The organism is Halarchaeum rubridurum (assembly GCF_014647115.1).
Taxonomy (GTDB): Archaea; Halobacteriota; Halobacteria; order Halobacteriales; family Halobacteriaceae; genus Halarchaeum; species Halarchaeum rubridurum.
Map to the genome: position 1 here is coordinate 279,605 of NZ_BMOO01000005.1, position 13,933 is coordinate 293,537.

The following is a 13,933-nucleotide window of genomic DNA, read 5'->3' on the forward strand; positions in this document are numbered from 1 at the left end:
TACGGTCGTACCGTAATGCGGCCAGTTATCCCGTCGAAACCGATAGCGGTGGGCACCCGTGGTATCACAACTACTCGTCGCGGCCGTCGTTGGCCTCGGAATCGGTGCCTGCCTCCAGAAGGGCCGATTCTGCTTCGTCAACGCCTTCCGCGACCTCTTCGCGTACAAGGACACCCGCGTCACGAAGGGCGTCATCGCCGCCGTCCTCGTGACGATGGTGTTCTGGGGCACCGCCTATCAGTTCGGCTACTTCCAGGGCTTCTGGACGCCCGGCTGGGGGCTCACCGGCCTCGTCGGTGGGTTCGTCTTCGGCATCGGGATGACCTACGCGGGGGCCTGCGCCTCCGGGACGCTCTACCGCGCCGGCGAGGGGTACGTCCAGTACTGGCTCACCCTCCTGTTCATGGGCGTCGGCTACGTCGCCTTCGTGGTCGCGTTCCCGACGCTCCAGTCCACGTATTTCGCCTCGCTGACGTTCGGCGAGGGGGTCTCGCTGTTCGAAATCTCGCCCGTCCCGGCCGGCCTGCTCGCCATCGGCGTCGCCGTCGTCGCCACGCTCGTCTACGCGACCGTCCTCGGCCGTCAGTACTCGGGGAACGAGCGCGCGACCGCCGCCTCCGCCCGTCCCGCGACCATCGTCGGGACGCCCATCGTCGGCCTCCAGCGCCTCGCCGCCGGGACGCGCGCGTACTTTGCGGGCGTCCGCCAGGCGTGGGCGAACCCGGTCGCCGCGAGCAAGCGCCCGTGGGACCCCCGGAGCGCCGCGCTCGGCATCTCGGTCTTCGCGCTCATCTGGTTCACGACCGTCTCCATCGTCGGCGTCACCGGCCCCGAGGCCCGCTGGAGCGGCTACGTCCTCTCGCTCGCCGGCGTCGACGCCGGCTCGTTCACCTACTGGGGGTCCGTCCTCTTCCGCGGTGCGGGCGTCGGCGTCACGGTCGACATGGTGATGATTGCCTTCCTCGTCCTCGGCTCCGCGCTCGCCGCCTACTGGAGCGGGGACTTCTCCCTGCGGATGCCGCGCAAGCGCCGCCTCCCGAACGCCGTCCTCGGCGGCTTCGCCATGGGCGCCGGCTCCCGGCTCGCCCCCGGCTGCAACATCGGGAACATCTACTCCGGGCTCGCGGAGCTCTCCGTCCACTCCTTCATCGCCACCGTCGGCATCGTCGCCGGCGTCTACGTGATGACCCACTGGATATACCGCGAGGTCGGCTGCGCCATCTAACGGAACCGTCAGACAGACACCTATCCACCCACTAGAACACATCAATGCCATCCATCGACGACGTCGTCGACTCCCCCGACGAACTGGACGACGAGACCGCACAGGAGCTCTACGAGAACGCCGACCGCACCCAGGACATGATGGGCGAGGTCTGCCCGTACCCGCAGGTGGAGGCGAAGAAGGGCCTCCAGGACCTCGAATCGGGCGACCTCCTCGTCCAGGAGACGGACCACGTCCCCTGCACGGAGAACGTCCCGAAGGCCGTCGGCGACGACGCCGAGGCCACCGTCTGGCGTAGCGGCGACGGCGTCTATCGCATCTACCTCCGCAAGAACTGAGCATGCCCGCAGAACTCACCCCGACCGAGACCAGCGAGCGCCTCGACGACGAGGACTTCACGCTCGTCGACATCCGCGACCCCGAGGCCTACGCGGAGGGCCACGTCCCGGGCGCGGAGAACCTCACGCTCGACGAGCTGGAGGCGATAGTCGAGGAGCGCGAGTGGAACGACACCGTCGCGTTCCTCTGCTACATCGGCAAGTCCTCCCAGCAGGCCGCGCGCTTCGTCGAGGAGTACGGCGACGCCGGCGAGGTGTACAGCGTCGCCGGCGGCATGGACGAGTGGGACGGCGACCTCGAAGTCGCGGACGACGTCGACGCGCTCGACGCCGGAAGCGACTGAGGGAGGGGGCGACAGACAGTTTTTCCCGTCGGCCCCGCGAGGAGCCGATATGCGATTCGGTATCCTCAGCACCGCACACATCGCCCTCGACGCCTTCGTTCCCGGCGTCGCCCGCACCGAACACGAGGTCGCGGCCATCGCCTCCCGCGACGCCGAGCGCGCCGCCGACGCCGCGGCCGCACACGACATCCCGGCCTCCTACGGGAGCTACGAGGCGCTCCTCGACGCCGACGTCGATGCGGTCTACAACCCCCTGCCGAACGGCCTCCACGCCGAGTGGACGACGCGCGCCGCCGACGCCGGCCTCCCCGTGCTCTGCGAGAAGCCGCTGACGCGCGACGCGGGCGAGGCCCGCGACGTCGTCGAGCACTGCGCCGACCGCGGCGTCACGCTCATGGAGGCGTTCATGTACCGCTACCACCCGCGGACCGAGCGCGTCCGCAGCCTCCTCTCCGACATGGGCGACGTCGTCGCCGCGGAAGCGTCGTTCGGCTTCCCCCTCCGCGGGGACCCCGAGGACGTCCGCCTCCAACCCGGTCTCGCCGGCGGGTCGCTGATGGACGTCGGCTGCTACCCCGTCAACGCCCTCCGGACCTTCGTCGGCGAACCCGACGCCGTCACCGCGACGACGCACGACAGCCGCGACTGCGGCGTCGACACGCGTCTCGCCGGGACGTTCGAGTACGCCGGGGGCGCACGCGCCACCCTCCGCTGTTGGTTCGACGCGCCCGAACACCAGCGCTATCGGATCGAGACGACCGACGGCTGGGTCGAGGCGAGCCCCGCGTTCAACGTCCCCGCGGACGCGCCCGCGGAACTCCGCTACGGTCGCGACGGCCGCACCGCCACGGAGACGTTCGAGCCCGTCGACCAGTACGCCCGCGAGGCCGAACACTTCGCCGACTGCGTCGAGAGCGGCATGACGCCGCGCACCGGCGGCGCGGACGCGGTCGCCAACATGCGCGCCATCGACGCGCTCTCGGAGGCGGCCGCGACCGACGAGCGCGTCACGCTCTGAGGGGCCGATTAGGCATACCTATTAAGTGTTCGTGTGGTGTCACTCCTCGATATGGATGGGTCCGAGGTTCAAGAGGACGTGTACGAGGCGCTGCTCACGGTATCGGAGGACGACGACTGGGGATTGCGCGACCTCGCCGCCCACGCGGACGTCACGGAGGACGGGTTCGGGATGCAACTCTGCGAGCGCTGCCTGAACCGACTCGAAGCGCAGGGGCGCGTCGAGTGGACGGAGGGGACGTGGCAACCCGCCGAGTACTGAGCGGCTGAGACGCGCCGCCACCGCGACGCCGCCGCGCGCGGTGGTCCGCGACGGTTCGCGCCGCCACCGCAACGCACGTCCGGGCCCACGCCCACCATCGGCGTATGGACACGAACCGCCAGTTCGTGCTCGCACAGCGCCCGGAGGGGAAACCGAGCGACGACGACTTCGACCTCGTCGAGGCCGAGGTCCCCGACCCCGGCCCGCGCGAGGTGCTCGTGCGCACCCGCTATCTGAGCGTCGACCCCTACATGCGCGGCCGGATGCGCGCCGGGGAGTCGTACGCCGAACCGTGGGCCGTCGGCGACGTCCTCCAGGGTGCCGTCGTCGGCGCGGTCGTCGAGTCCAACCACCCCGAGTTCGCGGCGGGTGACACCGTCACCGGGAACCTCCGGTGGGCAGACTACGCCGTCGCGGACGGCGACGACCTCGTCGGCGTCGAGACGGGCGGCGTCTCTGACTCCGCGGCGCTCGGCGTCCTCGGGATGCCCGGCCGCACCGCGTACTTCGGCGTCACGGACGTCCTCGACCCCGACCCCGGCGACACCGTCGTCGTCTCCGCGGCCGCGGGCGCCGTCGGGAGCGTCGTCGGCCAAATCGCGTCGCTGAACGGCTGTCGCGTCGTCGGAATCGCCGGGGGCGACGAAAAGGTCGCACACCTCGAAGACGACCTCGGCTTCGACGTCGGGGTCAACTACGCCGAGGCGGACGTCTCCGAGGCGCTCGCCGACGCCGCGCCGGACGGCGTCGACGGCTACTTCGACAACGTCGGCGGCCCGATCACGGACGCCGTCTTCGAGCACCTGAACGTCCGGGCCTCCGTCGCCGTCTGCGGACAGATCGCCCTCTACAACGACGAGGGCGTTCCGACCGGCCCGCGGAAGCTCCACACGCTCGTCGAGAAGCGCGCGAGCGTCGAGGGCTTCCTCGTCGGCGACTACGCCCCGCGCTTCGAGGAGGCCACCGAGCGCCTCGTCGAGTGGGTGCAGAACGGCGACGTCGCGTTCCGCGAGACCGTCGTCGACGGGCTGGAGAACGCCCCGGACGCCTTCGTCGGCCTCTTCGAGGGCGAGAACGTCGGGAAGCAGGTCGTGCGGGTCGAGGCCGAATTCGACGCGTGAGCGTCGGGCACGCGGGAGCCGGCGAGAAGTAGGTCGGGAGCCGCGCCGCTCGTCGCTTCGGACGGGTCGCGTTCCTCGCCCGTCCCTCGCAGCTCTACGGGGTCCGTCACTCGCGGGCCGCTATCGCGCCCCGCCCGTCCGTTCGGTCGCCCCTTCGGGCCGACCTACTCGAAGCCCATCGCTTCGATCTGCTCCTGGTAGCGATTACGGATGGTGACCTCGGTGACCTGCGCGACGTCTGCGACCTCGCGCTGGGTCTTCTTCTCGTTGCAGAGGAGGCTCGCGGCGTAGATCGCGGCGGCGGCGAAGCCGGTCGGGCTCTTCCCGGAGAGGAGACCCTGCTCGGCGGAGATGTCGATTATCTCGTTCGCCTTGGCGATGGTCTCCTCGTTGAGGTCGAGTTCGCTGGCGAAGCGCGGGACGAACTGCTTGGGGTCGACGGGCTCCATCTCCAGGGAGAGTTCCTGGGCGACGTAGCGGTACGTGCGGCCGATCTCCTTCTGGTCGACGCGGGAGACCTCGGCGACCTCCTCGAGGGAGCGCGGGATGCCCTCCTTGCGGCAGGCGGCGTAGAGACAGGACGTAGCGACGCCCTCGATGGAGCGCCCGCGGATGAGGTCCTCCTTGAGCGCGCGGCGATAGATGACGGAGGCGACCTCCCGGACGCTCCGGGGGACGCCGAGCGCGCTCGCCATCCGGTCGATCTCGGAGAGGGCGAACTGGAGGTTGCGCTCGCCGGCGTCCTTCGTGCGGATGCGCTCCTGCCACTTGCGCAGCCGGTGCATCTGCGAGCGCTTCTTCGAGGAGATCGAACGCCCGTAGGCGTCCTTGTCCTTCCAGTCGATCTGTGTGGTCAACCCCTTGTCGTGCATCGTCTGGGTGGTGGGCGCGCCCACCCGGCTCTTCTGTTGGCGCTCGGAGTGGTTGAACGCGCGCCACTCCGGCCCCCGATCGACGTTGTCCTCCTCCAGTACGAGGCCGCAGTCCTCACAGATGAGCTCCCCCTGGTCCGCACTCACCGAGAGGTTCGTGGACTCGCACTCCGGACAGGTGCGCGTCCCCTCCTGCTCCCCGTCGGTCGTCTCCGCCTCGACGTCTCGCTCCTGCTGGCGGCTGCGGCGTGCCATGTAATTGCATCAACGACACCGATAGTTTTAAGCCCTTTGCCTAGACCGATATAGGTCTCTTTCGGCACACAGCGGCGATAGGGGCCGTCTCCGGTAGGTATCACCGCATTCGTCGTCTCCTCACGCGGCTGTGAGTCACTCCCGTGGGTCGCTCACCCGTCGGTCGTCGTCGCGCCCCCCGACTCCGTGACGACGATGTCCCCGACCATGCCGAGGTTGACGTGCGGTTCGCAGACGATGTGGTAGGTGCCCGGGACGGTGAACTCGTACTCGTACGTGTGCCCGCGCGGGAGGAGTTCGGGTTCGCCCTCCCACGTCGACTCCGCCGGCTGCTCCTCCGGGACGACGTTGTGCCCGCTCGTCCGCCAGACGAAGCGGACGGTCGTCCCGGCGTCGATTACGAGGGCGTCGTCCGTCCCCGGCCGGAAGGCGTAATCCACGAGGTCACAGCGGACGGTGTCGGGTGGGAGCGGTGTCGTCGTGGTCGTCGAGGAAGAGGAGTCGCCGCCACAGCCGGCGAGCGCGGGGGCGACGAGCGCGCCCGCGCCGGCGAGGTACGTTCGTCGTCGCATACACGCACGTAGCCCGCGCGCGAGAAAACGCGTATCGGTCGCGGGGTGACGGCGCGCGCTCAAGCGGCCCGCCGCGTCCCGGTCCGCCTCGCTCACCGCGCACCTCCCGCGGTCCGCGGTTCTCAGGCCGAGCGCGCGTCGTCGATGGCCGAGCTGATCGCGTCGTACCCCGGGTCACCGGTCTTCTCGCCGTCCACGAACACCGTCGGCGTCCCCTGAACGCCCATCTCGCGGCCGGTCTCGAAGTCGGCCTCGATCACCGGGTCGTACGCGCCGCCCTTCGCGGCGCGGACGACGGCCGTCGCGTCCGCACCGAGGTCGTCCGCGACCGTCCCGAGGTAGTCGTAGCCGGTCGCGCCCGCGCCGACGTACGCGTCCTGGTGCGCGAAGAGCGTCGCCGTGTACTCGAAGAACGCCGCGTCGTCGAGGGCGTCCTGCACCGCGCGGGCCGCGTTCGCCGCCGCCCACGACCACTCCTCGCTCACGGGGAGCGGGAAATCGTGGTGCTCGTAGCGGACCTCGCCGGGCTCGATGTACGACTCGACGAGTCGCGGGACGACCTCGGTGGAGTAGGTCGCACAGTGCGGACAGGCGTAATCCTCGAAGGCCTGTACGGTGACGGCCGCGTCCGGGTCGCCCCGGACCGGCGTCGGGAGCGAGTCCACCGTCTCGACGTCCGGGTCGTCGGGCACGTCGACGTCGAGGAGGTCCCGGGTCGTGGTGGAGCCGCCCGACTCGCCACCCCCACCGTCGCCCGAGGAAGTACAACCCGCCAACAGTCCCGCGCCGAGCGCACCCGCCGTCGCCAGCACGTCGCGTCGCGTTCGCATGTGTCGTCGAACGGGGGTGCGACGCATAGGCTCACCGCCTCGAACCCGCGCCGTACCGCGCGGACGTGAGAGCGGCCCACGGGGCTGTTGAAACGACGCTTTTATGCGTCGCATCCGCTTCCCTTCAGAGGAGACAGGCGTAGCCTGTTTCACTGACCCGTAGAAGCTCCCCTCACGGGGGCAGACACACTACGGAGGTGAAAGATGGCAGACAACATAGAAGAGGCAGTCGCAAGCGCGATTGAGGACGCCCCGCCGCGGAACTTCCGCGAGACGGTCGACCTCGCTATCAACCTTCGCGACCTCGACCTCAACGACCCGTCGAACCGCGTCGACGAGAGCGTCGTGCTGCCGTCGGGCACCGGACAGGAGACGAACATCGTGGTATTCGCCGAAGGCGAGACGGCCGTTCGCGCCGAAGACGTCGCAGACGACGTCCTCGGTGGGGACGACCTCGAAGACCTCGGCGACGACGATGACGCTGCGAAGGACCTCGCCGATGAGACGGACTTCTTCATCGCCGAAGCCTCCCTCATGCAGGACATCGGTCGCTACCTCGGTACCGTCCTCGGTCCCCGCGGGAAGATGCCGACCCCGCTCCAGCCCGACGACGACGTCGTCGAGACCGTCAACCGAATGAAGAACACCGTGCAGCTCCGCTCGCGCGACCGGCGCACCTTCCACACCCGCGTGGGTGCGGAGGACATGAGCGCGGAGGAGATCGCGTCGAACATCGACGTGATCGTCCGCCGCCTGCACGCGAACCTCGAGAAGGGCCCGCTCAACGTCGACTCCATCTACGTGAAGACGACGATGGGCCCGTCCGTGGAGGTGGCCTAAATGTCCGCGTCCGAACGCACCACCGAGACGATCCCCGAGTGGAAGAAGGAGGAGGTCGCGGAACTCACCGAGTTCCTGCACTCCTACGACTCCGTCGGCGTCGTCAACGTCGCGGGCATCCCCTCGCGCCAGCTCCAGGACATGCGCCGCGAGCTCCACGGGAGCGCCGAACTCCGGATGAGCCGGAACACGCTCCTCGCTCGCGCGCTCGACGAGGTCGACGACGGCCTCGAACAGCTCACCGAGTTCCTCTCCGGGCAGGTCGGGCTCGTCGGCACGAACGACAACCCGTTCGGCCTCTACAAGGAACTCGAGGCCTCGAAGACGCCCGCGCCGATCAACGCGGGCGAGGTCGCCCCGAACGACATCGTCATCCCCGAGGGTGACACCGGAATCGACCCCGGTCCGTTCGTCGGCGAACTCCAGCAGATCGGTGCCGACGCGCGCATCCAGGAGGGCTCCATTCAGGTGCTCTCCGACTCCGTCGTCACCGAGGAGGGCGAGGTCGTCTCCGACGACGTCGCCAACGTGCTCGGCGAACTCGGTATCGAGCCCAAGGAGGTCGGTCTCGACCTCCGGAGCGTCTACAGCGAGGGCGTCCTCTTCGACCCCGAGGACCTCGCCATCGACGTCGAGGAGTACCGCGCGGACATCCAGTCCGCCGTCGCCTCGGCTCGCAACCTCTCGCTCAACGCCGAGTACCCGACCGCCGCCACCGTCCCGGACATGCTCCGCAAGGCGTCCGGCGAGGCGAAGAGCGTCGGGCTGGAGGCCGCAATCGAGAGCCCCGACCTGATGGACGACCTCGTCAGCACGGCCGACGCGCAGGTTCGCGCGCTCGCCGCCAACATCGACGACGAGGAGGCGCTCCCCGAGGAGCTCCGCGGCGTCGAAGCGCCCGCGGAGTCCGCGGCGGAGCCCGACGAAGACGAATCGGACGCCGACGAGACCGAGGCCGACGATACCGACGCCGAGTCCGAGGAGCCCGACGACGAGGGCGACGAGGACGGCGGTGCGGAAGGCCTCGGAAACATGTTCGGCGACTAACCACCCCACACACAACACCCTAGACCAATGGAATACGTTTACGCTGCGCTCATCCTGAACGAATCGGGCGACGAGATCAACGAGGACAACGTCACGGCCGTTCTCGAGGCCGCCGGCGTCGACGTCGAGGAGTCCCGCGTCAAGGCCCTCGTCGCCGCGCTGGAGGACGTCGACATCGAGGACGCCATCGAGTCCGCCGCGGCCGTCCCGGCCGCCGGCGCGTCCGGTGGCTCCGCGTCCAGCGGCTCCGCCGAGGAGTCCGAGGACGAAGCGGAGTCCGAGGAAGCCGAGGCCCCCGACGAAGAAGAGGAAGGCGGCGAAGAAGAGGACGAGGAGGCCTCCGGCGAGGGCCTCGGCGACCTCTTCGGCTAACACTTCCGCGAATCCGAATCCGCGTTCTTTCTTTCGACGCCACGCCGCGTAGCGACCGCGCCGCGCGCCGCCCCGCGGGACGCTCGACGACGCCGGTCGGTACGACGAGCGCATAGTTCGGCGACCGGACCGACCGGCCGCGCGGTATCGCACAGCGCCCGCCGGGAGCGCGCGTTCAAGTGCGAAGGCGCGCCCACTCCGCCCCGATGTACGCGTTCGGCGTCCGTGTCGGGCTGGAGACGCAGTCGGCGGCGGTCACGCTGGCCTGCGTCGCGGCCGGCATCGTCCTCGGTACGTGCTCGGGGTTGACCCCCGGCCTGCACGTCAACACGCTCGCGATGTTGCTCGCGGCCGCAACGCCGGTCCTCCCGGGGCCGGCGCGCGGCGTCGCCGTCACGGTGCTCGTCGCGGGCGTCGTCCACTCGACCCTCGACGTCGTGCCGGCGCTCGCGCTCGGCGTGCCCGACGCCGCGATGGCGCCGTCGACGCTCCCGGGTCACCGACTCGTCCTCGACGGCCGCGGGCGCGAGGCGCTCCGGCTCTCCGCGCTCGGGAGCGGCGCGGCCGCCCTGCTCGCGTGCGTCCTCGGGTGGCCGGTCACGCTCCTCGTCCGCCCGCTCGCGCCCGCGGTCCGCGCCCACCTCCCGTTGCTCCTCGCGGCCGTCGTCGTCTTCCTGGTCTGCACCGAACCGACGCGTCGCCGGCGCGTCGGGGCCGCGCTCGCGTTCGCGCTCGCCGGCGCGTTCGGCCTCGTCGCGCTTCCACTTCCGACGACCCCCCTGCTCGGCGACGGCGACCTCCTGATGCCGGCGTTCGCGGGACTGTTCGGTCTCCCGGTCCTCCTCACGGCGCTCCGTGGTCGGGGGCCGCCCGCGCAGGCCGACGCCGCGATTCGCGCGTCGAAACCGACGATGTCGCTCGCGGCGCTCGCGGGGGCGGCGGCCGGCGCGGCGGTGAGCTACGTCGCCGGCGTGTCGAGCGCCGTCGCGGCCGTCGTCGCCCTCGCCGCGCTCCCGCGACTCGACGACGCGACGGGCGACCGGGCGTTCCTCGTCGCCACGAGCGGCGTCAACACCAGTAACACGATCTTCGCTCTCTTCGCGTTCGTCGCGCTCGGCGAGGCGCACACGGGCGTCGTGGTCGCGCTCGACCGGAGCGCGGCACCGCTCGACCTGCCGCTCTTCGTCGCGTGTCTCCTGCTCGCGGCCGCGGTGGGCGTCGTCCTCGTCGTCGTCGTCGGGGAGCGCTACCTCGTCGCGGTGACGTCGCTCCCGACCGCGTGGGTCTGTGCGGGCGCGTGCGTCCTCGTCGCGCTGTTGAGCGTCGTCCTCGCCGGCCCGGTCGGGCTCGCGGTGCTCGCGGGTGCGACGCTGCTCGGATTCGTCCCGCCGCATTTCGGCGCGCGCCGCGTCCACCTGATGGGCGTCCTCGTCGTCCCCATCCTCGTCGCCTAGAGCCAGCTCTCGCGGCGGAAGTGCCAGAGGAGTATCAGGGAGACGAGCCCCATCCCGAGCATGACGGCGGGGTAGGCGTAGGGCCACGCGAGCTCGGGCATGTTCCACGGGGCGTCGGCGAAATTCATCCCGAAGACCCCGACGACGAGCGTGAGCGGGAGGACGATGGTGGCGACGACGGTGAGCTTCTTCATCACCTCGTTCGTGCTCATCGAGAGCGTGTTGAGGTAGATGTCGCGCGCGCCCGACGCGAGGTCCCGGTAGGTCTCCACGAGGTCGACCTGTTGGACGAGGTGGTCGTAGACGTCGCGGTAGTACTTCTCCGTCTCCGCGCGCACCTGCGGGGGGTCGCCCCGCGAGAGTGCGCCGAGGGCGTCCCGCGTCGGCCACAGGAGCTTCCGGAGGGCGAGGAGTTCGCGGCGTGCGTCGTTGATCTCCGCCAGCACGTCGGCCTCCGTCTCGTCGAGCACGGTGTCCTCGACGTATTCGAGGCGGTCCTCGACGTCGTCGAGCGCGCCGAAGTAGTCGTCGACGACGGTGTCGACGATTCGGTAGGCGGTGAAGTCGGGACCGCGCTGGAGGACGCGGTGGTCCTCGGTGCGGACGAACTGCCACGTCCGCTCGACGGCGGTGCAGTCGTCGCTCGCGTACGTGACGAGCCAGTCGTCGCCGAGGAAGAGACCGACGGGGTTCGTGAGGAGCTCGCCGCGAAAGGAGGTGTCGCCGCTGGCGAGGCGGGCGGCCTTCACGAGGACGAACGTGTGGTCGTCGAACTCCTCGACCTTCGGTCGAACGTCGTTCTGGACGTCCTCGACGGTGAGCGGGTGGAGCCCGTAGAGTGACGCGACGGCGTCGAGTTCGTCGGGCGTCGGGTCGCTCAGTCGGACCCACGTCGTGCCGGCGGCGGCCTTCGCGGCGTCGAGGTCGGCGTAGGTCGTCACCCCGCCGGCGGCGTAGACGACGGCGTCGACGGTCATTCGCCGCCCCCGACGAGTCGGCCCTCGCTGATGGCGCAGCAGGTGATTCCGACCATCACGGCGGTGATGGCGAACGCGCGGCCGGGGTAGGGGTGGAGGACGCCCGCGACGTATCCGAGGACGCCGAGCGCGCTGAGGGCGAGGCCGACCCCGGCGGTCCGATGCATACCGCGTGGGTCGCCCGGCCCGGGCAAAAACGTTGTCGTCGTCGGTGTCGTTACTCGCTCCCGGTGTCGTGCTCGACGCCGTCGAAGAGCGTGCGGACGTGCTCGGATTCGCTGTCGTCGAAGCGCTGCGGGTAGACGGCGACGGCGAGGACGTAGTCGTCGCCGTGCTGGACGCGCGTCACGTGGACGTAGACGTCGACGGACTGACCGCCGGCGAGCTGGGCTTCGGCGCTGAACTTCCCGACGGTGGCGTTCTCCCCGAGCATCGTCGTCGAGTAGTTCCCGACGGGCTGGACGTTGTCGATGCTCTCGTAGCGCTGCTGGAGCATCATCACGATCCGCTCGCGCGAGTAGTCACCGATGGGGTTGAACGACTGGCCGAGGACGTCCACCTGCGGGGTGGCGACGACGCTGAAGACCGCGGCGCGCTGCGAACCCAGCGGCCCGAGGTCCATCGACCGGTCGTACTGGGCGATCCAGTTCGTCACCTTGACCGTCTTCGACTGGTCGGCCGCGCTGACGTTCCGCGTGATGACGGACTGATTCACTGACTGCTCCTCGTAGCCGGTGTCGGAGAGCGCCTGCTCGCTCACCGTGGCCTTGTCGGCGGTGAACGTGACCGGGCCGCCGGTGAGCATCGAACACCCGGCGAAGGACACGAGTAACAACACTCCCGCGACCGCGGCGATCCGTTCTCGCATGTCTGGACCGGGCTACTCACCACCCCGGAAAAAAGACACCGGCCGTCAGAGCCGATACGTCGGACCGCTGTCAGTGTCCTCGACGGTGACGTCGAGCGCTTCGAGCTCGTCTCGGAGGCGGTCAGCGCGCTCGTACTCGCCGGCGTCGCGCGCTTCCTCTCTGAGGTCCAACACGAGCTCGACGAGGTCCTCGGCGAGCGTGACGTCGCCGCCCGACTCGCCGCCGAAGGAGAACCCGAGGACGTCGCCGCCGTAGGTCTCGAAGGCCTCGACGCCCTCGCGCAGCCCCCGATAGTCGTAGGCGTCGCGTTCGGCGAGGTGGACGTTGAGCGCGGAGGCGAGGTCGGAGAGCGCGCTCAGCGCCTCGCGGGTGTTGAAGTCGTCGTTCATCGCGGCCTCGAAGTCCGCGCGCGCCGCCTCGGTCGCCGCGCGCAGGTCGTCGTCGACGACCTTCGTGTGCGCGTCGACGGAGTCGAGGGCGGCGACCGCGTCGTCGTACGCCCGCGAGAGGCGCTCCCAGCGCTCGACGGCTTCGTCGATGGCGTCCTCCGAGTACGTCTGGCGGCTGTTGTAGGTGCCGGAGACCATGAAGAGCCGGAGGGCGTCGGCCCCGTACTCCGCGACGGCGTCCCGCACCGTCACGAAGTTCCCGAGACTCGAACTCATCTTCTCCTCGTCCATCTCGAAGAGCGCGCAGTGGAGCCAGTAGTTGGCGAACGGCTGGCCCGTCGCGGCCTCCGACTGGGCGATCTCGTTCTCGTGGTGCGGGAAGACGAGGTCGCGCCCGCCGACGTGGATGTCGAGGGTCTCGCCGAGGTGCGCCATGCTCATCGCGGAGCACTCGATGTGCCAGCCGGGCCGCCCCTCGCCCCACGGGGACTCCCACGTCTGTCCCTCGGGGTGGGCGGGCGTCCCCGGGTGGTCGTGCCCGCGGTGGCGCTCGATGGCGTCGGTGTCGACGCCGCCCGCCTTCCACAGCGCGAAGTCCGCGGGGTTGCGCTTCTCGGAGCGCTCGTCGGGGTCGCCCTGCTCCTCGATGTGCGCTAGGTCCTGATTCGAGAGCTTCCCGTACTCCTCGAAGGTGGTGACGTCGAAGTAGACGGAGCCGTTCGACTCGTAGGCGTGGCCGGTCTCGACGAGCGTCTCGACGAGGTCGATTATCTCCGGGACGTGCTCGGAGACGCGCGGGCGGACCTCGGTGCGTTCGAGGTTGAGCGCGCGCATCGAGTCGAGTATCTCCGCGATGTAGTGTTCGGCGACGTCGTTCTCGTCGTCGCCGTCGCGCCCGACGCGCGCGACGATCTTCTCGTTCACGTCCGTGAAGTTCTCGACGTGCTGGACGTCGTAGCCGAGGTGGCGGAGCCACCGGCTCATCACGTCGACGTGCACCCACGAGCGGGCGTGGCCGAGGTGGGGCGGGTCCGAGGTCGTCAGCCCGCAGTAGTAGAGGCGGACCTCGTCGGGGTCCTCGGGGACGAACTCCTCGGTCTCGCCGGAGAGCGTGTTGCGCACGCGCAGCGTCATGGTCGCCGGATAGGG

The 13,933-nt window shown here is 69.9% G+C and carries 17 protein-coding genes; 10 read left to right on the forward strand and 7 right to left on the reverse strand.

Annotated features, from left to right (window positions below; genetic code table 11):
- Positions 1–58: 58 nt before the first annotated feature.
- From IEX84_RS12265 to IEX84_RS12290, 6 genes are all read left to right on the forward strand, one after another.
- Complete coding sequence (locus IEX84_RS12265) at positions 59–1,225, forward strand: YeeE/YedE family protein (RefSeq protein WP_188872870.1); 1,167 nt, start codon at positions 59–61, stop codon at positions 1,223–1,225.
- 44 nt (positions 1,226–1,269) lie between these two features.
- Positions 1,270–1,563 carry a sulfurtransferase TusA family protein gene (locus IEX84_RS12270; RefSeq protein ID WP_188872871.1) on the forward strand — a complete coding sequence of 98 codons (294 nt, stop codon included), beginning with the start codon at positions 1,270–1,272 and terminating at the stop codon, positions 1,561–1,563.
- Positions 1,564–1,565: 2 nt separating this feature from the next.
- Positions 1,566–1,907: a rhodanese-like domain-containing protein gene (locus IEX84_RS12275; RefSeq protein ID WP_188872872.1), complete on the forward strand. Its 342-nt coding sequence runs from the start codon at positions 1,566–1,568 to the stop codon at positions 1,905–1,907.
- A gap of 49 nt (positions 1,908–1,956) precedes the next feature.
- Positions 1,957–2,925, forward strand: coding sequence for a Gfo/Idh/MocA family protein (locus tag IEX84_RS12280; protein WP_188872873.1), 969 nt, complete (start codon positions 1,957–1,959; stop codon positions 2,923–2,925).
- Between the two features lie 51 nt (positions 2,926–2,976).
- Entirely contained in the window at positions 2,977–3,186 is a 210-nt protein-coding gene (locus tag IEX84_RS12285; RefSeq protein ID WP_188872874.1) for a hypothetical protein, read from the forward strand.
- Between the two features lie 104 nt (positions 3,187–3,290).
- Positions 3,291–4,307 (forward strand): NADP-dependent oxidoreductase, encoded by a 1,017-nt coding sequence (locus IEX84_RS12290; RefSeq protein WP_188872875.1) that lies wholly within the window; start codon positions 3,291–3,293, stop codon positions 4,305–4,307.
- A gap of 164 nt (positions 4,308–4,471) precedes the next feature.
- On the opposite strand, the gene IEX84_RS12295 is transcribed toward IEX84_RS12290, so the two are convergent.
- The 3 genes from IEX84_RS12295 to IEX84_RS12305 all read right to left on the reverse strand — a co-directional run bounded on the left by IEX84_RS12295 (position 4,472) and on the right by IEX84_RS12305 (position 6,836).
- Positions 4,472–5,434 carry a transcription initiation factor IIB gene (locus IEX84_RS12295; protein WP_188872876.1) on the reverse strand — a complete coding sequence of 321 codons (963 nt, stop codon included), beginning with the start codon at positions 5,432–5,434 and terminating at the stop codon, positions 4,472–4,474.
- A gap of 152 nt (positions 5,435–5,586) precedes the next feature.
- Entirely contained in the window at positions 5,587–6,006 is a 420-nt protein-coding gene (locus tag IEX84_RS12300; protein ID WP_188872877.1) for a plastocyanin/azurin family copper-binding protein, read from the reverse strand.
- A 122-nt stretch (positions 6,007–6,128) separates the two neighbouring features.
- A complete protein-coding gene (locus tag IEX84_RS12305) occupies positions 6,129–6,836 on the reverse strand; it encodes a thioredoxin domain-containing protein (RefSeq protein ID WP_188872878.1) in 708 nt (235 codons plus the stop codon).
- Positions 6,837–7,040: 204 nt separating this feature from the next.
- Here IEX84_RS12305 and IEX84_RS12310 point away from each other — a divergent pair, with 204 nt between their 5' ends.
- The 4 genes from IEX84_RS12310 to IEX84_RS12325 all read left to right on the forward strand — a co-directional run bounded on the left by IEX84_RS12310 (position 7,041) and on the right by IEX84_RS12325 (position 10,549).
- Positions 7,041–7,676 (forward strand): 50S ribosomal protein L1, encoded by a 636-nt coding sequence (locus IEX84_RS12310; protein WP_188872879.1) that lies wholly within the window; start codon positions 7,041–7,043, stop codon positions 7,674–7,676.
- On the forward strand, positions 7,677–8,723 hold the full coding sequence (locus tag IEX84_RS12315) for a 50S ribosomal protein L10 (protein ID WP_188872880.1): 1,047 nt from the start codon (positions 7,677–7,679) through the stop codon (positions 8,721–8,723).
- A gap of 27 nt (positions 8,724–8,750) precedes the next feature.
- A complete protein-coding gene (rpl12p, locus tag IEX84_RS12320; RefSeq protein ID WP_188872881.1) occupies positions 8,751–9,095 on the forward strand; it encodes a 50S ribosomal protein P1 in 345 nt (114 codons plus the stop codon).
- A gap of 206 nt (positions 9,096–9,301) precedes the next feature.
- Positions 9,302–10,549, forward strand: coding sequence for a tripartite tricarboxylate transporter permease (locus IEX84_RS12325; RefSeq protein ID WP_188872882.1), 1,248 nt, complete (start codon positions 9,302–9,304; stop codon positions 10,547–10,549).
- Here the strand turns inward: IEX84_RS12325 and corA are convergent.
- Genes corA through cysS form a run of 4 tightly spaced genes read right to left on the reverse strand, consistent with a single transcriptional unit; the run spans position 10,546 to position 13,918 of the window.
- Positions 10,546–11,526 carry a magnesium/cobalt transporter CorA gene (gene corA / locus IEX84_RS12330; RefSeq protein WP_188872883.1) on the reverse strand — a complete coding sequence of 327 codons (981 nt, stop codon included), beginning with the start codon at positions 11,524–11,526 and terminating at the stop codon, positions 10,546–10,548. The genes IEX84_RS12325 and corA overlap by 4 nt on opposite strands.
- Entirely contained in the window at positions 11,523–11,693 is a 171-nt protein-coding gene (locus IEX84_RS12335) for a hypothetical protein (RefSeq protein ID WP_188872884.1), read from the reverse strand. Before IEX84_RS12335 ends, corA begins: the two co-directional genes overlap by 4 nt.
- 50 nt (positions 11,694–11,743) lie before the next feature.
- Positions 11,744–12,394 (reverse strand): DUF6517 family protein, encoded by a 651-nt coding sequence (locus IEX84_RS12340; protein WP_188872885.1) that lies wholly within the window; start codon positions 12,392–12,394, stop codon positions 11,744–11,746.
- A gap of 45 nt (positions 12,395–12,439) precedes the next feature.
- Positions 12,440–13,918 (reverse strand): cysteine--tRNA ligase, encoded by a 1,479-nt coding sequence (gene cysS, locus IEX84_RS12345; protein ID WP_188872886.1) that lies wholly within the window; start codon positions 13,916–13,918, stop codon positions 12,440–12,442.
- Between the last annotated feature and the right edge of the window lie 15 nt (positions 13,919–13,933).